Source organism: Pseudomonas helvetica (assembly GCF_039908645.1).
GTDB lineage: Bacteria > Pseudomonadota > Gammaproteobacteria > Pseudomonadales > Pseudomonadaceae > Aquipseudomonas > Aquipseudomonas helvetica.
Genome location: NZ_CP150917.1, coordinates 5,314,871 through 5,338,792, shown reverse-complemented (window position 1 = coordinate 5,338,792; position 23,922 = coordinate 5,314,871). Strand labels below are relative to the sequence as shown.

Below are 23,922 nucleotides of genomic sequence, written 5' to 3'. Positions count from 1 at the left end.
GAATCTCCTCAGGCGGCGTTCTTGAGTTTCGGGTCCAGCGCGTCGCGCAGGCCGTCGCCCATCAGGTTGATTGCCAGCACGCTGAGCAAAATGGTCAAGCCAGGCAGGCTGACGACCCACCAGGCGCGTTCGATGTAGTCGCGAGCCGAAGCCAGCATGGTGCCCCACTCAGGGGTTGGCGGTTGTACGCCAAGGCCGAGGAAGCCCAGTGCTGCGGCATCGAGAATCGCCGAGGAGAAGCTCAGGGTCGCCTGAACGATCAGCGGCGCCATGCAGTTGGGCAGCACGGTGATGAACATCAGGCGCGGCAGACCGGCACCGGCCAGGCGCGCGGCGGTCACGTAGTCGCGGTTCAGTTCGCCCATGACCGCAGCGCGGGTCAGACGAACGTAGGCCGGCAGGGACACCACGGCGATGGCGATCACGGTGTTGATCAGGCCAGGGCCGAGGATGGCGACGATCGCCACAGCCAGCAGCAAGGACGGCAGGGCCAGCATGATGTCCATCAGGCGCATGATGGTCGGGCCCAGCAGGCGTGGGAAGAACCCGGCGAACAGACCCAGCAGGATCCCCGGAATCAGCGACATGACCACCGACGACAGGCCGATCATCAAGGACAGGCGCGAACCGTGGATCAGGCGCGACAGCAGGTCGCGTCCCAGCTCATCGGTGCCGAGCAGGAATTGCATCTGCCCATTTGCCAGCCAGGCCGGCGGGGTCAGCAGGAAGTCGCGGAACTGCTCGCTCGGGTTATGCGGAGCAACCCATGGGGCGAAAATCGCGCAAAAAATAACCAGCAGCATGAACAACAGGCCGGCGACGGCGCCCTTGTTCTTGGAGAACGCTTGCCAGAACTCTTTGTACGGCGACGGATATAGCAGGCTTTGATCGACTGCTACGGCGGTAGTTGGAGTACTCATTCGTAGGGTCTCAGCGCTGGTGACGGATGCGTGGGTTTGCGAAGCCATAAAGAATATCCACTACAAAGTTGACCAGAATCACCAGGCAGGCGATTAACAGAATTCCGTTTTGCACCACGGGGTAATCCCGGGCGCCAATGGCTTCGATCAGCCATTTGCCGATGCCGGGCCACGAGAAGATGGTTTCGGTCAGAACCGCACCGGCCAGCAATGTGCCGACTTGCAGGCCGACCACGGTCAGTACCGGGATCAAGGCGTTGCGCAGGCCGTGAACGAACACCACGCGCGACGGCGACAGGCCTTTGGCCCGGGCGGTGCGGATGTAGTCTTCGCGCAGGACTTCGAGCATCGAGGAACGGGTCATCCGGGCGATCACCGCCAGCGGGATGGTGCCGAGCACGATGGCCGGAAGAATCAGGTGGTGCAGGGCGTCGAAGAACGCGCCGGTGTCATTGGCCAGCAGGGTGTCGATGAGCATGAAGCCGGTTCTTGGCTCGATGTCATACAGCAGGTCGATCCGCCCGGACACCGGGGTCAGGCCCAGCGAGACCGAGAAGAACATGATGAGGATCAGGCCCCACCAGAAGATCGGCATCGAATACCCGGCAAGGGAGATGCCCATCACCCCATGGTCGAACAGGGACCCTCGCTTCAGCGCCGCGATCACCCCGGCCAGCAGGCCGAGAACGCCAGCGAACAGCAGGGCCGCCATGGACAGTTCCAGGGTGGCGGGGAACAGCGAGGTGAATTCAGTCCATACGCTTTCACGGGTCCGCAGGGATTCACCCAGGTCGCCGTGGGCCAGTTTGCCGATGTAGTCCAGATACTGGGCATACAGCGGTTTGTTCAGACCAAGGCGTTCCATTGCCTGAGCATGCATTTCGGGATCGACCCGACGTTCGCCCATCATGACTTCCACGGGGTCGCCGGGAATCATGCGAATCAACGCGAAAGTCAGCAAGGTGATGCCGAAGAACGTGGGGATCAATAATCCCAATCGGCGGGCAATAAAACTAAACATCTTGTGGTGTACCTCATCAGCCGGTTAGGCGTTCCCGGCAGCGTTGGGGTCAACGTTGCCGGGCGTTCTCTTATCTACTTCACTTGGGTGGTAGCGAAGTTGTTAGTGGTCAGGGGGCTAATGTGATAACCCTCGACGTTATTGCGCATGGCCGTAAACATTCGGGTGTGGGCCATGCTGATCCATGGCTGGTCCTGATTGAAAATAGCCTGCGCCTGTTCATAGAGCGCTGCACGTTCGGTCGGGTTTACTTTAGCCCGGGCTTCATCGATCAGCGTCTGGAACTTCTCGTTGCACCAGCGGGCGTAGTTTTCGCCGTTCTTGGCGGCCTCGCAACTGAGCATAGGCGTCAGGAAGTTATCCGGGTCGCCGTTATCGCCCGCCCATCCGGCAGACACCATATCGTGTTCACCGTTTTTAGCGCGCTTGAGCATTTCGCCCCATTCCATGACGCGAATGTCGAGCTTGATCCCGACCTTGGCCAGGTCGGCCTGCATCATCTGCGCACCGAGCATCGGGTTCGGGTTGGTCGGGCCGCCACCGTTACGGGTGAACAGGGTGAACACGGTACCATCCGGCACGCCAGCTTCCTTGAGCAGGGCGCGCGCCTTGTCCAGGTCACGTTTCGGGTTTTGCAGGGTCTTGTTGTAACCCAGCAGGGTCGGTGGGTACGGGTTCACGGCTACCGAGGCATTGCCTTTGCCGAACAGCGCATTGACGTAGGCTTCCTTGTCGAACGCGATATCGATGGCTTTGCGGACCCGCACGTCGCTCATGTACTTGTGGGTGGTGTTCATGGCGATGTACGAAACAGTCATCGCGTCGAGTTCATCGACGCTCAGGTTGGTGTCTTTCTTGATGCTCGGGATGTCATCGGGCTTGGGATACAGCGCGACCTGGCACTCGTTGGCCTTGAGCTTTTGCAGGCGCACGTTGTTGTCGGTGGCGATGGCCAGGATCAGCGCTTCAGCCGGTGGCTTGCCACGGAAGTACTCCGGGTTGGCCTTGAAGCGAACCTGCGCATCCTTGGCATAACGCTGGAAGATGAACGGGCCGGTACCGACCGGTTTGTTGTTCAGGTCACCGGTTTTGCCGGCCTTGAGCAACTGATCGGCGTACTCGGCAGGGTAGATCGAGGAGAAGGCCATGGCGATGTCCGCCAGGAACGGCGCTTCACGGCGGGTCAGGGTGAATTTGACCGTGTTGTCGTCAACCTTCTCGACACTCTTGAGCAGCTCTTTGAAGCCCATGCTTTCAAAGTACGGGAAGCCCACGCTCGACTTGGTGTGCCACGGGTGGTTCGGGTCCAGCTGACGCTGGAAACTCCAGACCACGTCGTCGGCATTCATGTCGCGGGTCGGCTTGAAGTATTCGGTGGTGTGAAACTTGACGCCTTTGCGCAAGTGGAACGTGTAGGTCAGACCGTCCTCGCTGATGTCCCAGGAGTCGGCCAGTGCCGGAATCACTTCAGTGGTGCCGGGCTTGAAGTCCGCCAGACGGTTGAAGATGGTTTCGGCCACCGCATCGGCTGTGACTGCAGTCGTGTACTGGACCATGTCGAAGCCTTCCGGGCTGGCTTCGGTACAGACCACCAAGGGTTTGGCCGAGGCGCCGATAGCGACACTCAGCAGCGCGGCGGCGATGGCCGCACGTAGGGGAAGCATTTTCATCAAGAGCCCTCTGCAATCGGTTGAACAGGAAAAAACCAGACGGCCGACTCATCGTGAGTCAACCGTTTGGCAGCGCTTTTACAGAATGTTGAACGGGATGGTGGTCACGAGACGGAACTCGTTGATGTTGCCGTCGCCCTGGTTCGCGCTTGCACGGTGAGTGGTGTAGGTCGCGCGAACGGTGGTGGCTTTCAGCGGGCCACTTTGTACGGCGTAGGAAGTACCGATGCCGTATTCATAGTGGTGTTCGCCATCCAGGTTTTTCACGTCATAGGCAGTCCCGGTGTAGTGCGTACCGTCGATGCCCCAGCCGCGAGCCTGGTAGATGTTGAATTTCAAACCGGGCACGCCGTATTCAGCCATGTTCAGGCCGTAGGCGATCTGGAAGGATTTCTCATTCGGGCCGTTGAAGTCCGACAGCAGGGAGTTGGCCAGGTAGATGCCGTTGGTTTCGTGCAGGTAGTCGAAGTACTCGTCACCGACAATTTGCTGCCAGGAGAATGTCAGGCTGTGGGCCTGGTGGGTCAGGCCGAACGACAGGGAGTAGGCATCGTTGTCGATCTTGCCCATTTCCTTTTTGCCGGTGTCGAGGGTCTTGTAGTAGTTCAGGCCGGTAGTCAGGCCCAGCACCGAGCTATCGCCCAGTTCGTGGGTGGCGCCGAAGTAGTACTGATTCCAGAAGTCTTCGACATTCGCGACGTACAGGCTGGTCTTCAGGCTTTTGAACGGCTGATAGTTCAGGCCAGCGGTGTTCACGTGGTCGGTTTCGGCGTTGTTGTTGTTATATTCGGAGCGGAATTTCGACAGGCTTTGTTCGGTCCGTGGCGATACGCGGTCGAACGTGCCGAGATCGAACGACAGGTTATTGAACTCTTCGCTGTGGATCGACACACCTTCAAAGCTTGAAGGCAGTGGACGGTTGCCGATGACATCGACAATCGGGGTGCTGAAGTTCTGACGGCCGGCGGTCAGGGTGGTGTTGGAAATACGTGCCTTGACGTTCGCCAGGCCGAGCTTGCTCCACTGATCTACCGGATCGCCATTGTTGTCACTCAGGGTGCGGTTGTTTGCACTTGCGCCACCGCTGCCAGCGGCAACGTCGTGACGGCTGCGATCCAGAGCAATCGCGTTATACGCGGCGATCTCGGTACTGATACCGACCGTGCCTTGGGTAAAGCCCGAGGTGTAATTGAGAATCGTGCCTTGAACCCAGTTTGTACGACGTGGAGTCGTGGTGAGTACGCCATCTTTTTGGTATTTGAAGCGGTCATCACGACGCTTCAATTCGTTTGCGTACCAGTTGCGGGTGGATCCCGACAGGCTCTGACCTTCGATAAAACCCTTGGTATCAGCCTGGGCATTGGTGGTGCTCAGGCCGGTTGGAACGAAATCCTGGCTTGCAGGTTCAGCGTAGGCGGTAGCCGTGACGCTGCTGATGGCCAAGGCCAATAACGCGGTGCTGCTCAGTTTCATGGGTGAAGCTCCTTTCTTTCTTTTTTTAATGCCGGTCTTTTTTGGTGATCCGGCTATTTGGTTTTGAACTCATTCACGTATCGCAAACGTTTGCATTCGGCGTGTTCGCCGAATTCAGGCAACACCTTTGCGTGAGGGCGAAAATCGCCCTCAGGTTTTTGGCTAATCAGTTATTGGTCGATGCTGACACCCGAGAAGACGTTACGGCCGAAGGGGCTGACCTTGAATCCTTCGACTTTGGCGCTCAACGGCTGGTTGACCGTCGAGTGGGCGACAGGCGTGATCGGCACTTGCTGCTTGAGCAATTGCTGAGCCTGTTTGTAGAGCACCGTGCGTTGCTCACGGTCGGTGACAATCTTGGCTTGCTTGATCAGCTTGTCGTATTGCGGGTCACACCACATGGAGTAGTTGTTGCCGCCAATCGCGTCGCAGCTGTAGAGGGTGCCCAGCCAGTTGTCCGGGTCCCCGTTGTCGCCGGTCCAGCCGATCAGGCTGATGTCGTGTTCGCCATTCTTGGTGCGCTTGATGTACTCGCCCCATTCGTAGCTGACGATCTTTACTTTCAGGCCGATTTTCGCCCAGTCCGACTGCAGCATCTCAGCCATCAGCTTGGCGTTCGGGTTGTACGGGCGCTGGACCGGCATGGCCCAGAGAGTGATCTCGGTGCCTTCCTTGACCCCGGCAGCCTTGAGCAATTCCTTGGCTTTTTCCGGGTTGTAGGCGGCGTCTTTGATGGTTTCGTCGTAGGACCACTGGGTCGGTGGCATGGCGTTGACCGCCAGTTGGCCGGCGCCCTGGTACACCGCCTTGAGAATCCCCTGCTTGTTCACCGCCATGTCCAATGCCTGGCGTACTTCGAGCTGGTCGAAGGGTTTGTGCTGCACGTTGTAGGCGATGTAGCCAAGGTTGAAACCGGGCTTCTCGATCAGTTGCAGCTTGGGGTCGTTTTTCAGCGCGTCGACATCGGCCGGACGTGGGTGCAGGGTGATCTGGCACTCGTTTTTCCTGAGCTTCTGCACGCGCACCGACGCATCGGTGTTGATGGCGAAAATCAGCTGGTCGAGCTTGACCCGGCTCGGGTCCCAGTACTGCTTGTTGCCGGTGTAACGGATGTTGGAGTCTTTCTGGTAGCTCTTGAACACGAACGGCCCGGTGCCGACCGGCTTCTGGTTGATGTCGCTCGGCTTGCCGGACGCGAGCAACTGGTCGGCGTATTCGGCGGAAAGAATCGCGGCAAAACTCATGGCGATGTTCTGAATGAACGCGGCGTCTACCGAGTTCAGGGTCATGACCACGGTCAACGGCCCGGTCTTCTCGACCTTGGCGATGTTCTTGTTCAGGCTCATCCCGTTGAAGTACGGAAACTCGGTCGGGTAAGCCTTGCGGAATGGATGCTCGGTATCGAGCATGCGATTAAAGGTGAACAACACATCGTCGGCGTTGAAGTCGCGGCTCGGTGTGAAGTACTGGGTGGTGTGAAATTTCACCCCTTCGCGCAGGTGGAACGTGTACTTGAGACCATCCTCGGAAATATCCCAACGTGTGGCCAGGCCCGGTACGACATTGGTGGAGCCTTTTTCGAACTCGGCCAGCCGGTTGTACAACGGTTCGGCGGCGTCGTTGTCGGTCGCAGTGGTGTACTGCGCGGTGTCGAAGCCCGCCGGGCTGCCTTCAGAGCAAAACACCAGGCTGTTATTGGCGGCCTGGCTGATTGACGTGGCGGCCAACAGACCGGTGCCCAGTAATGCGGATAAAACCAAGGTATGGCGCATAACGCTCCCTCTCTTTTTAGGTGTTAAACAGTGAGTCGTCGTCCCGTCCTGGGACGTGCAGACATCACTGATCCAAAGCCATGGAGTCAGCAGTTGCCAGCCGCAGCGAAAAAACGGCCGTACCCCGACGGTATGAGTCGAAGGTCAGGCGGTAAATGCGTAAGGCCTGAAAAACAGGTAGGAAAAGGCGACACGTCCTAAGCCCGCTGCAGTGGTCCGCAGTGGTTTGGGAAGTAGGCGAATTCCAGCTGTCTTGGCAGATAAGGCAACGGCGACGTCAGGGACGTCACCGTTGCAAAACCTTATTTGCTGACGCTGACTCCGTAGAAGGAGTTCAAGCCAAACGGGCTGATCTTGAAGTCCTGCACGTTGTCGCGCATGGGTTGGAACACCGTCGAGTGAGCGATAGGTGTCATTGGAACGGCGTCTTTGAGGACGTGTTGCGCCTGTTTGTACAGTTCGGTGCGCTTGGCCTGATCGGTGGTGCGCTTGGCTTCTTTCACGATGCCGTCAAACTTCTTGTCACACCATTTTGAGAAGTTGTTGCCCTGCAGTGAATCGCAGCCGAACAGCACGTTCAGCCAGTTGTCCGGGTCACCGTTGTCGCCGCTCCAGCCAATCAGCATCGCGCCGTTTTCGCCGCCTTTGGAGCGCTTGATGTACTCGCCCCACTCATAGGTCACGATCTTGGCCTTGATACCGATCTTGGCCCAGTCGGACTGCAGCATTTCAGCCATCAGCTTGGCGTTCGGGTTGTAAGGACGCTGCACCGGCATCGCCCACAGGTTGATCTCGGTGCCTTCCTTGATGCCGGCTTCCTTGAGCAGCTGTTTGGCTTTCTCAGGGTTGTATGGCGCATCCTTGATGGTGGTGTCGTAGGACCACTGGGTTGGCGGCATGGCGTTGACCGCCAGTTGACCCGCACCCTGGTAAACCGAGTCGATGATCTGCTGCTTGTTGACGGCCATGTCCAGTGCCTGACGCACTTTCAGTTGAGCCATCGGGTTCGGCTGATCGCTGCCCTTGATCTTGTCCATCACGTTGTAGGCGATGTAACCCAGGTTGAAACCAGCCTGGTCAGGCACCTTCAGGGTTTTGTCTTCTTTCAGCGCCTTCAGGTCAGCCGGGCGTGGGAACAGGGTGATCTGGCACTCGTTCTTTTTCAGCTTCTGAATACGTACCGACGGGTCGGTGGTGATGGCGAAGATCAGGTTGTCGATCTTGACGTCGTCAGGCTTCCAGTAGTCCTTGTTCCCGGTGTAGCGGATGTTGGAGTCTTTCTGGTAGCTCTTGAACACGAACGGACCAGTGCCGACCGGCTTCTGGTTGATGTCGGCGGCTTTGCCTTCCTTGAGCAGCTGGGCAGCGTACTCGGCGGACTGGATCGAAGCGAAGCTCATGGCCATGTTCTGGATGAACGCGGCATCAACTTCCTTGAGGGTGAACTTGACGGTGTGATCGTCGACTTTATCGATCTTGGTGATGTTGGTGTCCATCCCCATGTCGGTGAAGTACGGGAATTCGGTCGGGTACGCCTTACGGAACGGGTCATCCTTGTTAATCATGCGATTGAAGGTGAACAGCACGTCGTCGGCGTTGAAGTTACGGGTCGGCGTGAAATACGGCGTGGTGTGGAACTTCACCCCATCGCGCAGATGGAAGGTGTAAGTCAGGCCATCGGGGGAAATGTCCCAGCTGGTGGCCAGGCCAGGAACAACGGCGGTGCCGCCACGTTCGAACTGGCTCAAACGGTTGAACATGGTTTCTGCTGAGGCGTCGAAGTCGGTTCCGGTGGTGTACTGACCAGGATCAAAACCGGCCGGGCTCCCTTCGGAGCAAAACACCAGGTTAGTCGCCGCTTGGGCGAAAGGTGCGCTAGCTAATAAGCTTGCGCCGACTAAAAACGGAATGACCGCGTGTTTAAGCATGGTGGCCTCATGATTTGTTGTCATTTTTGGAATTAGAGGACGACCTCGTGAGTCGACCTGCCGATACTTATGCAGGGCCCATACCCAATGCAAGATGCCGGGGAGCTACAAGCCTTAAACAGTGGCACGAACGTACCTAAATGTCGCATATGTATAAAAGTTGACGCATTTGACCGTTTGCGGTCGTATTTCTCGGTGCAAACGACGCACCATTGAGGTGCGGCCAGGGCGCCTGGCGCACCCGGCCGGAGCGTGGTGTTACTTATTTATACCCACGCCATAAAAGGGTGTGAGGCCGAACGGGCTGATCTTGAAGTCGGAAACTTCCTTGCGCAGAGGTTGAAAAACCGTCGAGTTGGCGATCGGTGTGATAGGCACTTGTTGCTTAAGGATTTTTTGTGCCTGTTGATAGAGCTTGACCCGCTCGTCACGGTCAGTGGAGACCTTGGCCTGCTGAACCAGCTTGTCGTACGCCGGGTCGCACCACTTGGCGTAGTTGCTACCTTTTACGGCGGCGCAGCTGTAGAGCACGCCGAGCCAGTTGTCCGGGTCACCGTTGTCGCCGGTCCAGCCGTAGATCATCGCGTCGTGCTCGCCGTTCTTGGCGCGCTTGATGTACTCGCCCCATTCATAGCTGACAATGTTGGCCGTGATGCCGACCTTGGCCCAGTCCTGCTGAATCATCTGTGCCGACATTCGCGCGTTCGGGTTGGACGCCCGCTGCACGGTCATTGCCCATAAATTGATAGTGGTACCGGGTGCAACCCCTGCTTCTTTTAGTAGCGCCTTTGCCTTGGTCGGGTCGTAGGGCGCGTCCTTGATGGTCGGGTCATACGACCATTGCGCTGGCGGCAGGGCGTTCTGCGCCAGTTGTCCGGCGCTTTGATAGACGGCCTTGATGATCGCCGGCTTGTCGATGGCCATGTCCAGCGCCTGGCGAACCTTGAGCTGGTCCAGTGGTGGGTGGGATACGTTGTAGGCCAGGAAGCCAAGGTTGAATCCGGCTTGCTTGAGCACCCGCAGGTTCGGGTCCTGCTCCATCACTTCGATGTCGGCCGGTCGCGGATAACCGCTGACCTGGCACTCGCCGGTCTTGAGCTTTTGCAGGCGCACGGCGGCGTCCGGGGTGATCGAGAAAATCAGGTTGTCGAGTTTTACGTCCTCGGGTTTCCAGTAGGCGCGGTTGGCGCTGTAGCGGATCTGCGAGTCCTTCTGATAACGCTTGAACACAAAGGGTCCGGTACCGACCGGCTTCTGATTTAGGTCAGCGGCTTTGCCTTCTTTGAGCAACTTGTCGGCGTACTCGGCGGACTGGATCGAGGCGAAGCTCATCGCCAGGTTCTGCACAAACGCGGCGTCGATGTTGTTCAGGCTGAAGCGCACGGTGTGTTCGTCGACCTTGTCAACACTCTTGATCGTGGTGTTCAGGCCCATGTCGGTGAAGTACGGCGACTCGGCGGGGTAGGCCTTGCGAAATGGGTTGGCGGGGTCGAGCAAGCGCTGGAAGGTGAACAGCACATCGTCCGCGTTGAAATCGCGGCTCGGCGTGAAGTAGTCGGTGGTATGAAACTTCACCCCGTCACGCAGGTGGAAAGTGTAGGTCAGGCCGTCTTTGGAGACGTCCCAACTCGTTGCCAACCCTGGCTCGACTTCGGTGCCACCACGTTTGAACTGCGTCAGGCGGTTGAAGACTGTTTCCGCCGAGGCATCGAAATCCGTGCCGCTGGTGTACTGGCTCGGGTCGAACCCGGCAGGACTGGCTTCGGAGCAGTAGACCAGGGTCGTCGCGGCCTGGGCGAATGGGGCGATGGTGGCGAGGGTGAGGGCAAGCAGAAGCGGTTTGACGGTGGTTCTATCCATGGAGTCCCCGAGGGTTTGGCGGCGGCTTTTTCTGGAGAGTAGCGTTGTTGACGGGGAGCGCGGAAATATCAGTTTGTTAGGGGGACCCCTCTGTTATGGCATACACGGCGGGTTGTTGGCCTTAGACGTGTGTGGTCCGCGGCTCAGCCCAGCAGTCCGGAGTACTTCCCCCATCCCCATAGGGCAAAAAAGCCGAAGAATGAATAGGCAACCATTCGATGTGAAATAACGACCCAACGTCGTAGGTGCGGGGGAAAGCGCTTGATGTCATCGATAGAGTGCGGGTCGCTTCTCTGCAGAAATGAATCTTTCGCGTGCAGCATTATCGAGAGGTGGCTCAGGCGGTAGCTACGGCCGTACACCCCATTACCCATTACTCGGAGATTGCGGCCTACGAAGTAGGAGTTGCTGAGGTGTGATTCAAGTTCTTCCAGTTTGAAAAAGCTGATGTATACCCGCAGCAATAAAATCATCAGCGTCAAGGCAAGAAAGGCACTCAATATGGCTGTGTAGAGCAATTTCAGCTCGCCCATTGGGCTGGCAATTGTTGTGCGCATATACAGCAAGCCGTCCCAGAGCAAGAGGAGTCCAGCGCTGGTCATCGCAATGCGTATCAGGTTTTTTGGAATCTCTGCCCATTTTCTTAGACGCCTTGGCAGGATTTCAGCTTCCATAAATGCATAGGGGTCCAACATCTGATGCTGATAGAAACTGCCTGTTAACGCGCCTATCAGTCTTAGTCTGTTCATCCGTCCAAACAGACCGTTGCCTACACTGTTTCGATTGATGCTCACGAGATGAGATGCGATGAAGTGTTTTTCAATGTGATCGAGCTTGAAGCAGGCGGCAAACAATATGATTGCCTGGCTGAGAAAAATCAGAAGAAAAACAATTGTCCATAAAGTGAGTTGAATGTGATCAATGGGCAGAGCTATCACAAGTAGCCCTTAATGTTGATCCAAACTAAAACTCCAACTCCCCAGGCGATGCAACACGCATTGATGTGACCAGGAATAATGACCCAGGGCCGCAGGCTTCTTGGGAAGCGCTTTACTTCCTCGATTGAGTCTGGGTCCATTTTGCGGAAAAATTTGAACACCAATAGTGACCATATCAACACTGGATTTCCGGTTCTGAGGATGATCGGAGTACTGGTGTCACCTCGGTGAGACGCGACCAGGCGGGACTTTTGATAGTGACTTTGTATCTCTTTGAGCTTGTAGGTCGCGATATATACCATAAATGCGTTGTTCAGAAAAAACAGTGCGAAAAGCAGAAGGCCAGATAGGTCTACTATTTGGTTAAGTTCCATAATTCAAACCTTATATCATTCATCGCAAAACAAGTTTTGAGTAGTGACTACAGTATAAACCTGCTCCATGCCCCGATTGCCACCAGCCAGATCGTGCAAAACGCGTTGATGTGGCCAGGAATAATGACCCAAGCTCGCAAATGCTTGGGGAAGTGGTTAACCCCTTCGATTGAGCCAGGGTCGAGATTTCGCAGATGTTTGAATACAAGCACCGCCCAAACTGTTCCCAAACAGCCGACTCGGCGGATGATTGAGCGGTAGGAATTGCTGTGATAGCGGGAGACAAATATGGAATGCTCGAAGTGGCTCTCCATTTCCTCAAGTTTGTGAGTGGCTACATAAGCGCAGAATGCATAGTTGAGTATTGTCAATATAAAAAGTGGCCCTGCGGAAAAAACTATCAGCAGATCAAGTGTCATGGTTCGGTCCTCTCATACAAAGCTTCACCCAAACGCTCGCCACTCGCTGCGCCAAGATCCCCTAGTCCTGCTGCGAGAAACCCACTTACCAGCAACATACAGCCAACGCCGCCGACCCCACCTGTACCAACGCCAATGGCTAAACATGTCCCCTTGGCTACAGCGGGAGCAATAGCACTCGCGAGAGCGCCACCCGCAATATTGCCAGCAAGTTTCCCACCTTCCACAAACCGAACCTGCCTGCACTGGTCCTCTCTTCCTGTACGACACGTTTCATGAATTTTCATCGCCGCAGCACTAGCACCCAAACCAATCGCCACATAACCACCCGCTTTCATGTACTTCGAGGCTCGCGCAACACCCTCGATATGAGTGGCATAACCTGGCAACTGAGTCGGTGCGCCAGCTTTGCTCCAATGATGAACCGTTCGACGAGTGGATAGTCCTAACGCACGTTTGAGTTTGGGGTGATCCGGGATGCCCGTAGCCTTACGCATCAAAGGTCCCAAACTGGCATCCAGTTTCGCCATGAGTCGCTTACGCTGCGCAAAAAAGCCGGGGGATTTCAGGTGGCCGTATTGCCGGTACTGTTCCTGATGTAAACGCTCAAGCTCGGTGAGGGTGTTTCGCAACGTTTCCAGATGCTGGCCAACCATGAAGGACGCTACACCCAGCGCTCCTGAGGCGACACCTAAAAACGGTTCTATCACTTCATGATGCTCAACCATGAACGAAGCTTCTTCATCGCTCAGGTCCTTGAGCGCTTCGTTGACCTTATCTGCAGCGATCATCAATTGCGCCTCCTCCCGGCGACACATGTAATGCCTGGAATCGCTGAAGATCACCATTTGCCCGGGCTTCACCTGTTCGCCGAGATGGCGGTTGAGCGAGCGGAACACTTTGCGCAAGGCATCGCTGGGCGGGTTTTCGTACAGCGAGCGTTCCAGTGTTTCGAGACTCATAGGCCGCTGGATGATGTGAAACCCGGACTCGGCCGGCTGCGGCAGGGTGAATGCGTGGTCCTCGACCAGGTGCTGTGCTGGTGGCGGTTCGGGTTTGGGCTTGAAGGCGTTCCACGAGGCGCCGCCGTTATCGGGGGCGACGCGTGGTGCCACCATCACCCAGTCTCCGCTGCTGACAGCGTCGATGAGTTTTTTCTGATGGACCGCCTGCATGTAGTTGGAGCGATGGGCGCCGACGGAGCTCAGCAGGTCGTCGAAGCCTTGCAGATTGTCTGGAGAACTCAGGGCCTGGCGCAGGTCGTAGGCCGCCTGGCTGCTGTCGAGCACCTGGCCGCGCTGGCCGGCGAGTTGGCTTTTGGGGATGAGTTTGGTCACGCCCGTGTCCCGTTCCGTGGAAACGGGCGACTGTGGCGAGTGGACTCAGGAAATGATGCCGGGCGATTCGGTGAAGAGTGTAGGGATGATCCGATTCGTTGGCATGCCGACATTAACGTTTACAACACCAGCGACTCCTACAAAAAGCGCTGTCAGCCGAAGGCATGAGGACGAATGTTCCGACGAGTTGTGGCGGTTGCGCTGGGTTTGGGGCTGCGCCTAACCTTTTGCTGTCGCTGAAAACTCAGCGAACGGGTGTGAGATCCCGGCAAAGAGTATGAATCGAGTGCCAGTACTACCATAATTGCCGCCAGCTTATCCGCTGTTCGCAATGCTTTATGGCGACTGTGTGCGGGCAGACTTCGGTCTGGCCGGTTCTACTCCCGGTAATCTCACACCGCACACAGCTGCCACCCCTTCGCCGAGTGAGATCGGCAAGAGATGGCTCCCAAAATGAGTGGAGTATTCACATGGACAAGTTAATCCCCGATCCCCCCGCACCCGACGACGTTTCCCCGTACGAATCCCTTGATTCCAAAAAGCATCCACGATGCTGCCCACCGGGCACTGGATCACTACCTGAAACCGACGCTCGCCAAACTGCGCTTCAGCGATTTGCGTTCCGACCGGTTATTCAGTGTCGCCCCTGAGGTGGGCACTGAAAGCCTGTTGGCCAATGCCTCGGAAGACCTGGCGTCGGTGAAAGTCATGGCCGCCGACCTGGCGTTCGAGATCGAAGGTTCGCGGCGCCATGTGGCGCTGGCGATTTGTCGGCTGGTGGATGGCGTGCAGTTGCTGGTGGACAGGGCGCTGGATGATTTCGATGTGCCGGAGCCAGCGGAGTACCAGGTCAAGTAGGGCGCAGTGGGTCAGTCAGCGGAAGGCTGGCTGACCCACCTCAACTTCAAGGCATCAACACTTCAATCGAGCCATCGGCGGTCATGTTGACCTGGCTGGTGCCGGCTTCGACATCCGGAGTGACCGGTGCGGGACCCATACGATGATTCGGCTTCTATAGGCATTCGCTCAATACCCCTAGAACAAGTACACCGCCGAAAGAAAAAGCCGCCATTCGAAACGGAATAATGACCCAGCGTCGTAGATGCGGGGGAAAGCGCCTGATGTCTTCAAGTGCCTGCGGGTTGTTTATTAGCAACACAGAAGCGCGCCCGCGAAGTATTGCAGTGATTTGCCTGAGTCTGTACCTGCGGCCGTATAAGCCATTGCCCATATCCCGGCGGTTGCTTTGAACGAGATAACAGTGCGTGAGGTGAGACTCAATTTCGTCGAGTTTGAAAAGGCTCACGTACGCCATGACGGCCAAGTTGATAAAAATCAGCGTGAACAAGACAACAGCAACAGCCGCGTAAAGCAACTTCGCTTCATTCATGGCGTTGTAGCTTCGTAAATGATTTCACTGGCGGATTCCAGGGCTTTCGAGCCTAGATTTCCTCCAACAGATGCTGTCGCGCCACTTAAAACCAAGACGCATATTACGCCTCCAATTCCGCGAGTTTTCAGCGCCAAACCCGCACAATACTCCATTGTGACAGGTGCGGCATAAGCACCCGCGATGGCTGAGCCTCCAACGTTGCCGGCCAACTTTCCTCCTTCTATGACTTTCACCTTCCGGCACTCTTCGTCGGTTCCGGTGCGACAGACTTCATTGATTCGCATAGCTGAGGCCCCTGTCGCTAAGCCGATGCCGACATATCCTCCTGCCTGCATGAACCTCGCGGCCCGTGCTACTCCTTCAATGTTCGTGGCATAACCCGGCAACTGCGCCGGCGCTCCTGCCTTATTCCAATGGTGAATCGTTCTACGAGACGACAGCCCCAGCGCACGTTTGAGCTTGGGATGATCTGGAATTCCGATGCCCTTGCGCACCAAAGGTCCCAGACTGGCATCCAGCTTTGCCATCAGGCGTTTGCGTTGGGCAAAGAACTCTGGTGAGTGCAGGTGACCGTATTGGCGGTAGTGCTGTTGATGCAGCTCCTCGAAGTGTTTCAGTGTGATTTTCAGCGTTTCCAGATGTTGCCCGATCATGAAAGAAGCCACACCCAACGACCCCGCCGACACCTCAAGAAACGGCTCAATCACCTCATGATGCTCAACCATGAACGAAGCTTCTTCATCGCTAAGATCCTTGAGCGCTTCGTTGACCTTATTTGCAGCGATCATCAATTGCGCCTCCTCCCGGCGACACATGTAATGCCGAGGGTCGCTGAAGATCACCATCTGCCCGGGCTTCACCTGTTCGCCGAGATGCCGGTTGAGCGAGCGGAACACTTTGCGCAAGGCATCGTTGGGCGGGTTTTCGTACAGTGAGCGTTCCAGTGTTTCGAGACTCATCGGCCGCTGGATGACGTGAAACCCTGATTCGACCGGTTGGGGCAGAGTGAAGGCGTGTTCTTCGACCAGATGCTGCGCCGGTGGCGGTTCGGATTTAGGCTTGTACGCATTCCACGAGGCGCCGCCGTTATCGGGGGCGACGCGTGGTGCCACCATCACCCAGTCTCCGCTGCTGACAGCGTCGATGAGTTTTTTCTGATGGACCGCCTGCATGTAGTTGGAGCGATGGGCGCCGACTGCATCCAACAAATCGTCGAAGCCTTGCAGATTGTCTGGAGAACTCAGGGCCTGGCGCAGGTCGTAGGCCGCCTGGCTGCTGTCGAGCACCCGGCCGCGCTGGCCGGCGAGTTGGCTTTTGGGGATGAGTTTGGTCACGCCCGTGTCCCGTTCTGTGGAAACAGGCGACTGTGGCGAGTGGACTCAGGAAACGATGCCGGGCGATTCGGTGACGGGTGTAGGGATGATCCGATTCGTTGGCATGCCGACATTAATGTTTACAACACCAGCGACTCCTACAAAAAGCGCTGTCAGCCAAGGGCATGAGGACGAATGTTCCGACGAGTTGTGGCGGTTGCGCTGGGTTTGGGGCTGCGCCTAACCTTTTGCTGTCGCTGCAAAATCAGCGATCAGGTGTGGAAACCTGGAATCTCAGTAGGCGTATAGCCTCACCACCGCAATCGTTGCCGATGTATTCTCTCGTCGGCAAGAAAAGCGTCATGGCGGCTGTGCGTGGGCAGACTTCGGTCTGACCGGGGTCCTACTGTCCCGTTTTCCACCCCACGTATAGCCGCCACCTATTTGCCGTGTGGAAATGGCAAAAGATGGCTCCAATTTGCGAGTAAGGAGCATCTGCATGGACAAGTTAATCCCCGATCCCCCCGCACCCGACGACGTTTCCCCGTACGAATCCCTCGATTCCAAAAAGCTCCACGACGCTGCCCACCGGGCACTGGATCACTACCTGAAACCGACGCTCGCCAAACTGCGCTTCAGCGATTTGCGTTCCGACCGGTTATTCAGTGTCGCCCCTGAGGTGGGCACTGAAAGCCTGTTGGCCAATGCCTCGGAAGACCTGGCGTCGGTGAAAGTCATGGCCGCCGACCTGGCGTTCGAGATCGAAGGTTCGCGGCGCCATGTGGCGCTGGCGATTTGTCGGCTGGTGGATGGCGTGCAGTTGCTGGTGGACAGGGCACTGGATGATTTCGATGTGTCGGAGCCAGCGGAGTACCAGGTCAAGTAGGGCGCAGTGGGTCAGTCAGCGGAAGGCTGGCTGACCCACCTCAACTTCAAGGCATCAACACTTCAATCGAGCCATCGGCGGTCATGTTGACCTGGCTGGTGCCGGCTTCGACATCCGGGGTCACCGGTGCCGAGTCCATGCCCGCGGCTTTCATCATCATCGGCGCACGCAGGTAAGGCTGTGGATAACCGTTGCTGTTGAGGTTCAGGTTGACGATTTTGTAACCCTTGCCGCCCAGTGCATCGGTGGCCAGTTGGGCGCGGGCCTTGAAGGCGGTGACGGCTTCCTTGAGCAGCGCATCTTCGCTGGCCTTGCGGGTCGGGGTGGCGATGGCGAAGTCCATGCCGCCCATTTTCAGGTCGGTCAGCAGTTCGCCGGTGAGCTTGGACAGCGCCGCGAAGTTCGAGCTTTCCAGGCGCAGTTCGGCACGTTCACGCCAGCCAGTGATCTTCTGGCCCTTGGTGTCGTAGATCGGGTAGCTGTGACGGCTGCCCTGGCGCAGGGTGATGTCCTTGACCTGTTTGGCCTGGGCCAGCGCCTTGTTCATGGTGGTACTGACGTCGGCGGCGAGTTTCGCCGGGTCGGTGTTTTGTTCTTCGGTGTAGAGGGTCACGATCATCAGGTCGCGGGCCACTTCCTGACTGACTTCGGCGCGCAGGGAAATCTGGTTGTAGTGAAGTTCGTCGGCGGCCAATGCCGGCAGGCTGGCAACGGTGCCGACACTGAGGGCGAGAAGGGCGGCGCTGCGGCGCAATGTGTTCATGACGTCTCCTTGGATGATGCGCAGGGGTTATGGTCCAAGCCTGCGTGAAACCATCAGACTGTAGCTTTAAATACCTGGTTCACCCAGTTACAACTTCTATACAGATCTGACCGCCTACCGTTCCCTTTGGCGAAGAGCGTTTGTGGCGAGGGGGCTTGCCCCCGCTGGACTGCGAAGCAGGCCCAAAACCTGTCGACTGGGTATTTCAGGGAAACCGCGTACACAGGATTACGACTGCTGCGCCCGAGCGCGGACCGGCCGGCGGGGGCAAGCCCCCTCACCACAATGGATCTTCAATGTCCTGTGGCGCTTTGCCGCACTTTTGCCTGTCGGGGCCCTCGCTTGGTTATACTCGACGCGATCCGCCTGGAGCGCTCATCAGGAGAGCTCATGCTCGCCCCCGTACAACTGCTTTCCGCGACTCGCCAGAACCTCTGGCGACTGACGTTCATCCGCACCCTGGTGCTGGCCGCTCAGGCCGGTTCGGTGGGGCTCGCCTACTGGTTCAACCTGTTGCCGCTGCCGTGGTTTCAACTGGCGGCGACCCTCGGTTGCTCGATGCTGTTGTGTGCCTTTACCGCGATCCGCTTGCGCACTTCGTGGCCGGTCACCGAGCTCGAATACGCCGTGCAACTGGCCTGCGACCTATTTATCCACAGTGCGCTGCTGTATTTCTCCGGTGGTTCGACCAACCCGTTCGTTTCCTATTACCTGGTGCCGCTGACCATCGCCGCCGTGACGCTGCCGTGGCGTTATTCGGTGATTCTCTCGGGCATCGCGCTGGCGATGTACACCTTGTTACTGGCGCAGTTTTACCCGCTGGAAACATTCCCGATGTACCGGGAAAAGATGCAGATCTACGGCATGTGGCTGAGTTTTGCCTTGGCCGCTGCGGTGATTACCTTCTTTGCTGCGCGGATGGCCGAAGAGTTGCGCCGCCAGGAAGAACTGCGGGCGATTCGTCGGGAAGAAGGTCTGCGCGATCAACAATTGCTGGCCGTGGCGACTCAGGCCGCTGGCGCCGCTCACGAACTGGGTACGCCGCTGGCGACCATGAGCGTGCTGCTCAAGGAAATGCAGCAGGACCATCACGACCCGCTGCTGCAAGATGATTTGAGAGTGCTGCAGGATCAGGTGAAGCTGTGCAAGGAGACTTTGCAACAGCTGGTTCGCGCCGCCGAAGCCAATCGTCGGCTGGCGGTGGAGGTGCAGGGCGTCAGCGTCTGGCTCGATGAAGCGCTTAACCGCTGGCACCTGATGCGTCCCGAAGCAACCTACCGCTTGCGGCGCCTGGGACTTGGCGATGAGCCGCGTCTGGCGCCGCCGCCAGACTTGACCCAAGCCTTGCTGAACTTACTGAACAACGCCGCCGATGCCTGCCCCGAAGGGCTGGAAGTGACGCTGAACTGGGATTCCGTCGAGCTGACCATCAGTATTCGCGACCATGGCGCCGGTGTGCCGCTGGCGATTGCCGAACAGATCGGCAAACCGTTTTTTACCACCAAGGGCAAAGGTTTCGGCCTGGGCCTGTTTTTGAGCAAGGCCAGCGTGACACGCGCTGGCGGCTCAGTGAAACTCTACAGTCATGAGGAAGGCGGTACGCTCACCGAGCTGCGCCTGCCCCGTGTCGCCCGAGGAGACGAACATGAGTGACGAGATCCAAGTCGAAGGCGAAGAGCTGCCGCATTTGTTGCTGGTAGACGACGACGCAACATTCACCCGCGTCATGGCCCGCGCCATGAGCCGCCGTGGCTTTCGGGTCAGCACCGCAGGCTCTGCCGAAGAAGGCCTGACCATCGCTCAGGCCGATCTGCCTGATTTTGCCGCGCTGGACCTGAAAATGGACGGCGATTCGGGCCTGGTGCTGCTGCCCAAGCTGCTCGAACTCGACCCGGAAATGCGCGTGGTGATCCTCACCGGTTACTCGAGCATTGCTACTGCCGTCGAGGCGATCAAACGCGGTGCCTGCAACTACCTGTGCAAACCGGCCGACGCCGATGACGTGCTGGCCGCTTTGCTCTCAGAACACGCCGACCTTGATACCCTGGTGCCGGAAAACCCGATGTCGGTGGACCGCCTGCAATGGGAGCACATCCAGCGCGTGCTGACCGAGCATGAAGGCAACATCTCCGCCACTGCCCGCGCCCTGGGCATGCACCGGCGCACCCTGCAGCGCAAACTGCAGAAGCGTCCCGTTCGTCGCTGAACCGGCGCTGAACGGTTATCGCCAGGCCTCGCGACAACCCGAGCCGATCATCTATGATCGGCTTGTGCCTGTTCTTTTCTTTATCGAGTCTGAACCATGAATCAGAACGCTGAATATTCCGCGGTCAACGACAGTGTGCGCGGGCAGTTTTTTCGCCGTGTCTGGCAGATGATCACGCCGTACTGGCGCAGTGAAGAGAAGGGCACGGCCTGGGCACTGCTGGTTGCGGTGATCGTGCTGTCGCTGATCAGCGTGGGGATCTCGGTGTGGTTCAACACCTGGTACAAGGACTTCTACAACGCCCTGCAAAAGAAGGACGAAGCGGCATTCTGGCATCTGATCCTGTATTTCAGCGCGATTGCCGCGGTGGCGATTGTCGGTGCGGTGTACCGGCTCTACCTGACCCAGATGCTGACCATTCGCTGGCGGGCCTGGCTCACCGAGAAGCACTTCGCCCGTTGGCTCGGCGACAAGAATTACTACCAGCTGGAGCAGGGCGGGTACACCGATAACCCGGACCAGCGGATTTCCGAAGACCTTAACAACTTCACGTCCAACACCCTGGCTTTGGGGCTGGGCCTGATTCGCAATATCGTCAACCTGGTGTCGTTCTCGATCATCCTGTGGGGTGTGTCGGGCAGTATCGAGGTGTTTGGCTTTACCATTCCCGGCTACATGTTCTGGTGCGTGCTGGTCTATGCGGCGGTTGGCAGCTGGCTGACGCATTTGATCGGTCGCCGCTTGATCGGTCTGAATAACCAACAACAACGCTTCGAAGCCGACCTGCGTTTTTCCATGGTCCGGGTGCGTGAAAACGCCGAGAGTATCGCCCTGTACAACGGCGAACCGAACGAACATCAGCGCTTGAGCACACGGTTTGGCAGGGTCTGGCACAACTTCTGGGACATCATGAAAGTGTCCAAGCGCCTGACCTTCTTTACCTCCGGTTACGGCCAGATCGCGATTATCTTCCCGTTCATGGTCGCCGCGCCGCGCTACTTTGCCGGCAAGATCGAACTCGGTGAACTGATGCAAATCAGTTCGGCCTTCGGCAACGTGCAGGAGAGTTTCAGCTGGTTCATCAGTGCGTACCAGGAACTCGCCTCGTGGCGCGCCACCTGCGACCGTTTGCTGAGTTTCCGTCAGGCCATGAGCGAAAACGAAGAGCGCCAGCCGGCCATCGACGTGCAGAATCAGGGCTCGGAGCTGAAGATCCACAACCTGGGGCTGGACCTGGCCGACGGTCGTCACTTGCTGACTAATGCCGACATGACGGTAGAGGCGGGCGAGCGCGTCATGCTCAGCGGTCGTTCCGGCAGTGGCAAATCCACCTTGCTGCGGGCGATGGGGCATCTTTGGCCTGCGGGTCACGGCAACATCCGACTGCCGGCTGCGCGCTATCTGTTCCTCCCGCAAAAGCCGTATTTGCCGATTGGCAGCCTGCGTGACGCCCTGAGTTATCCACAGGCCGGCGACACCTACACGCACGAGCACTACGCGCGTGTGCTGGAAACCTGCCGTTTGCCGCATCTGGTTTCCCGTCTCGACGAAGCCAATCACTGGCAGCGAATGCTCTCACCGGGTGAGCAGCAACGTCTGGCGTTTGCCCGAGCGCTGCTCTACGCGCCGCAATGGCTGTACATGGATGAAGCGACTTCGGCGATGGACGAAGAAGATGAAGCGTCGCTGTATCAGGCACTGATCGATCACTTGCCAGGCCTGAGCATCGTCAGCGTCGGCCATCGCAGCAGCCTGAAACGTTTCCATCCACGGCATGTGCGGATCGACAGCGGGCATCTGCTGGAGCAGACCGTTACCGCGTAAGTGTAGGAGCAAGGCTTGCCCGCGATGGTCTTGATGCGGTCTCTCTGATAAACCGCATCATCGTTCATCGCGGGCAAGCCTTGCTTCTACGGGGCGAAGTTCACCGGCAGTGATCGTACAACTGCGCTGCGCTATGATGCGTTCACCACCGTTTGCCTGAGACTGATGTTCACCATGGAAAACCCGATCGACGCCCCCCGTCTTCCGCGCAAGCGCCGCAGCCTCGCGCAGGAACTGGTTACGGTGCTGTCCGAGCAGATTCGCGACGGCATGCTCAAGCGTGGCGACAAGTTGCCCACCGAGTCGGCGATCATGGAGGCCCATGGCGTCAGCCGCACGGTGGTGCGTGAAGCGATATCGCGTTTGCAGGCGGCGGGGCAGGTTGAAACCCGTCATGGCATCGGCACGTTTGTGCTCGACACGCCGAGCCCAAGCGGCTTTCGCATCGATCCGGCGACCGTGGTGACCTTGCGCGATGTGCTGGCGATCCTGGAGTTGCGCATCAGCCTGGAAGTGGAATCCGCAGGCCTCGCAGCGCAACGCCGCAGTCCCGAACAGTTGGCCTTGATGCGCGCGGCACTGGATGCCCTCAACGAAAGCGCGGCCCACGCCGGCGATGCGGTGGCATCGGACTTCCAGTTCCATTTGCAGATTGCCCTGGCCACCGGCAACCGCTACTTCACCGACATCATGACCCACCTGGGCACCAGCATCATTCCGCGTACCCGGCTCAATTCTGCGCGGCTGGCCCACGATGACCAGCAGCACTACATGAATCGCCTGGCGCGTGAGCACGAAGAAATCTACGACGCCATCGCCCGCCAGGATTCGGACGCGGCCCGAGCGGCCATGCGCCTGCACCTGACCAACAGCCGCGAACGACTGCGCCATGCCCATGAAGAGGCAGAAGCGCAGCGCTGAGGCGGGACGGGTTATTCTTCGACTTTGATGGTCAAGACTGAAGATACGACCACATTGCCAGACTGGTCTTTGACGCTGTAATGAAGTATTGCCGTGGCGTCGGGGAACAGGTTCTTTTCAAACACGTGCTTCGGAATTGCGAAAGTGATGGGCTTGCTTGGATCAGTTACGACGTGCCGCTCACTACTCCATGCATTGCCATGAGATGGCTGAACCTTAAACGTGACGATTGCGCCTACCTTCATGCCGGTGTTCGGCGGAACCACGCCATGGGCTGCGTCTTTTAGTTTGTGGACGTAAAGAACATTGTCGACCGCTTCTTTCAGGTCGGGGGCAAGCAGAACTTTATGTTGTGCAGTCATGATCAAAATCCCTTTAATGATGTTTCAAACTGTTTGAAAAACGCGTCGTTGAGTGCTGCGCTGAAGGAGCCGGTCTGTTAACTCTGGAGCTATTTAGGTCACAGCCGCTCAAGTCCGCCTACTGTCAGAAATTACAGGTTCGACGAGTGGTCGGTCTTCAGAGGTCCAGCTGCAAGAAGGGTGTCGTCCGGCAGACTGCATTCACGAGCAAACGAACGTCGCCCGGCCCTTCTCACACTGGATTGAAGTCGTACTCAGATGCTGTGTACGACAACGATCAAATATGGGAAGGGCCGGGCGACGTTCGCTGCTTGCGAAAGGGCCGGCAGCCATCTCGCTATAACTTCAGCCAGTCTTGAGGATCGAACGATCCACCCTCACCGCCAGTGTCCCGGCTCCGGGCTTGGCATCAAACGCCACGTGGCCCTTGTCATCCACAGTCGCCCGGGCAACCGGCACGCCATTGGCCAGCAGTTCCAGCGGTGCGCCGTTGAGGGATTGGCCCGAGGCCAGTTCGAGTGTCAGGTTGATAGTCATCGGTG

The 23,922-nt window shown here is 57.7% G+C and carries 21 protein-coding genes and 1 pseudogene; 6 read left to right on the top strand and 16 right to left on the bottom strand.

Annotation, left to right across the window (positions count from 1 at the left end; translation table 11 throughout):
• Positions 1-8: 8 nt before the first annotated feature.
• From AABM55_RS24700 to AABM55_RS24650, 11 genes are all read right to left on the bottom strand, one after another.
• Positions 9-920 (bottom strand): ABC transporter permease subunit, encoded by a 912-nt coding sequence (locus tag AABM55_RS24700; protein ID WP_019691855.1) that lies wholly within the window; start codon positions 918-920, stop codon positions 9-11.
• A gap of 10 nt (positions 921-930) precedes the next feature.
• The gene (locus tag AABM55_RS24695) at positions 931-1,941 is read right to left on the bottom strand and encodes an ABC transporter permease subunit (RefSeq protein WP_054594031.1); all 1,011 of its coding nucleotides are present in this window, start codon (positions 1,939-1,941) and stop codon (positions 931-933) included.
• A 74-nt stretch (positions 1,942-2,015) separates the two neighbouring features.
• Positions 2,016-3,611, bottom strand: coding sequence for an ABC transporter substrate-binding protein (locus AABM55_RS24690; protein ID WP_347928008.1), 1,596 nt, complete (start codon positions 3,609-3,611; stop codon positions 2,016-2,018).
• Between the two features lie 78 nt (positions 3,612-3,689).
• Positions 3,690-5,084 carry an OprD family porin gene (locus AABM55_RS24685; RefSeq protein WP_347928006.1) on the bottom strand — a complete coding sequence of 465 codons (1,395 nt, stop codon included), beginning with the start codon at positions 5,082-5,084 and terminating at the stop codon, positions 3,690-3,692.
• Between the two features lie 170 nt (positions 5,085-5,254).
• On the bottom strand, positions 5,255-6,856 hold the full coding sequence (locus tag AABM55_RS24680) for an ABC transporter substrate-binding protein (protein ID WP_054594028.1): 1,602 nt from the start codon (positions 6,854-6,856) through the stop codon (positions 5,255-5,257).
• A gap of 302 nt (positions 6,857-7,158) precedes the next feature.
• Positions 7,159-8,784 carry an ABC transporter substrate-binding protein gene (locus AABM55_RS24675; protein ID WP_054594027.1) on the bottom strand — a complete coding sequence of 542 codons (1,626 nt, stop codon included), beginning with the start codon at positions 8,782-8,784 and terminating at the stop codon, positions 7,159-7,161.
• A 258-nt stretch (positions 8,785-9,042) separates the two neighbouring features.
• Entirely contained in the window at positions 9,043-10,644 is a 1,602-nt protein-coding gene (locus AABM55_RS24670) for an ABC transporter substrate-binding protein (RefSeq protein ID WP_347928005.1), read from the bottom strand.
• A 143-nt stretch (positions 10,645-10,787) separates the two neighbouring features.
• Positions 10,788-11,582: a hypothetical protein gene (locus tag AABM55_RS24665; RefSeq protein WP_347928004.1), complete on the bottom strand. Its 795-nt coding sequence runs from the start codon at positions 11,580-11,582 to the stop codon at positions 10,788-10,790.
• Entirely contained in the window at positions 11,579-11,956 is a 378-nt protein-coding gene (locus AABM55_RS24660; RefSeq protein ID WP_347928003.1) for a hypothetical protein, read from the bottom strand. The genes AABM55_RS24665 and AABM55_RS24660 overlap by 4 nt, the downstream gene beginning before the upstream one ends.
• Positions 11,957-12,003: 47 nt before the next feature.
• Positions 12,004-12,375 carry a hypothetical protein gene (locus AABM55_RS24655; RefSeq protein WP_347928002.1) on the bottom strand — a complete coding sequence of 124 codons (372 nt, stop codon included), beginning with the start codon at positions 12,373-12,375 and terminating at the stop codon, positions 12,004-12,006.
• Positions 12,372-13,712 carry a hypothetical protein gene (locus tag AABM55_RS24650; RefSeq protein ID WP_347928001.1) on the bottom strand — a complete coding sequence of 447 codons (1,341 nt, stop codon included), beginning with the start codon at positions 13,710-13,712 and terminating at the stop codon, positions 12,372-12,374. Before AABM55_RS24650 ends, AABM55_RS24655 begins: the two co-directional genes overlap by 4 nt.
• Positions 13,713-14,182: 470 nt before the next feature.
• Here AABM55_RS24650 and AABM55_RS24645 point away from each other — a divergent pair.
• A pseudogene (locus tag AABM55_RS24645) lies at positions 14,183-14,570 on the top strand (DUF6124 family protein).
• 154 nt (positions 14,571-14,724) lie between these two features.
• Here AABM55_RS24645 and AABM55_RS24640 read toward each other — a convergent pair.
• Both AABM55_RS24640 and AABM55_RS24635 read right to left on the bottom strand, forming a co-directional pair.
• Entirely contained in the window at positions 14,725-15,102 is a 378-nt protein-coding gene (locus tag AABM55_RS24640) for a hypothetical protein (RefSeq protein WP_347928000.1), read from the bottom strand.
• A complete protein-coding gene (locus AABM55_RS24635) occupies positions 15,099-16,439 on the bottom strand; it encodes a hypothetical protein (RefSeq protein WP_347927999.1) in 1,341 nt (446 codons plus the stop codon). The genes AABM55_RS24640 and AABM55_RS24635 overlap by 4 nt, the downstream gene beginning before the upstream one ends.
• Positions 16,440-16,917: 478 nt before the next feature.
• Here AABM55_RS24635 and AABM55_RS24630 point away from each other — a divergent pair, with 478 nt between their 5' ends.
• On the top strand, positions 16,918-17,304 hold the full coding sequence (locus AABM55_RS24630; protein ID WP_347927998.1) for a DUF6124 family protein: 387 nt from the start codon (positions 16,918-16,920) through the stop codon (positions 17,302-17,304).
• A 46-nt stretch (positions 17,305-17,350) separates the two neighbouring features.
• Here AABM55_RS24630 and AABM55_RS24625 read toward each other — a convergent pair whose 3' ends face one another.
• Positions 17,351-18,067 (bottom strand): SIMPL domain-containing protein, encoded by a 717-nt coding sequence (locus AABM55_RS24625; protein ID WP_347927997.1) that lies wholly within the window; start codon positions 18,065-18,067, stop codon positions 17,351-17,353.
• A 390-nt stretch (positions 18,068-18,457) separates the two neighbouring features.
• Here AABM55_RS24625 and AABM55_RS24620 point away from each other — a divergent pair, with 390 nt between their 5' ends.
• The 4 genes from AABM55_RS24620 to AABM55_RS24605 all read left to right on the top strand — a co-directional run bounded on the left by AABM55_RS24620 (position 18,458) and on the right by AABM55_RS24605 (position 23,018).
• Complete coding sequence (locus AABM55_RS24620; protein ID WP_347927996.1) at positions 18,458-19,720, top strand: ATP-binding protein; 1,263 nt, start codon at positions 18,458-18,460, stop codon at positions 19,718-19,720.
• On the top strand, positions 19,713-20,273 hold the full coding sequence (locus AABM55_RS24615; RefSeq protein ID WP_054594020.1) for a response regulator transcription factor: 561 nt from the start codon (positions 19,713-19,715) through the stop codon (positions 20,271-20,273). The genes AABM55_RS24620 and AABM55_RS24615 overlap by 8 nt, the downstream gene beginning before the upstream one ends.
• A 96-nt stretch (positions 20,274-20,369) precedes the next feature.
• The gene (locus tag AABM55_RS24610) at positions 20,370-22,097 is read left to right on the top strand and encodes an ABC transporter ATP-binding protein/permease (protein WP_347927995.1); all 1,728 of its coding nucleotides are present in this window, start codon (positions 20,370-20,372) and stop codon (positions 22,095-22,097) included.
• A gap of 174 nt (positions 22,098-22,271) precedes the next feature.
• The gene (locus AABM55_RS24605; protein ID WP_054598177.1) at positions 22,272-23,018 is read left to right on the top strand and encodes a FadR/GntR family transcriptional regulator; all 747 of its coding nucleotides are present in this window, start codon (positions 22,272-22,274) and stop codon (positions 23,016-23,018) included.
• 11 nt (positions 23,019-23,029) lie between these two features.
• On the opposite strand, the gene AABM55_RS24600 is transcribed toward AABM55_RS24605, so the two are convergent.
• Together AABM55_RS24600 and AABM55_RS24595 are read right to left on the bottom strand one after the other, a co-directional pair.
• Positions 23,030-23,380: a hypothetical protein gene (locus tag AABM55_RS24600; protein WP_347927994.1), complete on the bottom strand. Its 351-nt coding sequence runs from the start codon at positions 23,378-23,380 to the stop codon at positions 23,030-23,032.
• 345 nt (positions 23,381-23,725) lie between these two features.
• Positions 23,726-23,917: a hypothetical protein gene (locus tag AABM55_RS24595; protein WP_054594017.1), complete on the bottom strand. Its 192-nt coding sequence runs from the start codon at positions 23,915-23,917 to the stop codon at positions 23,726-23,728.
• Positions 23,918-23,922: the final 5 nt, after the last annotated feature.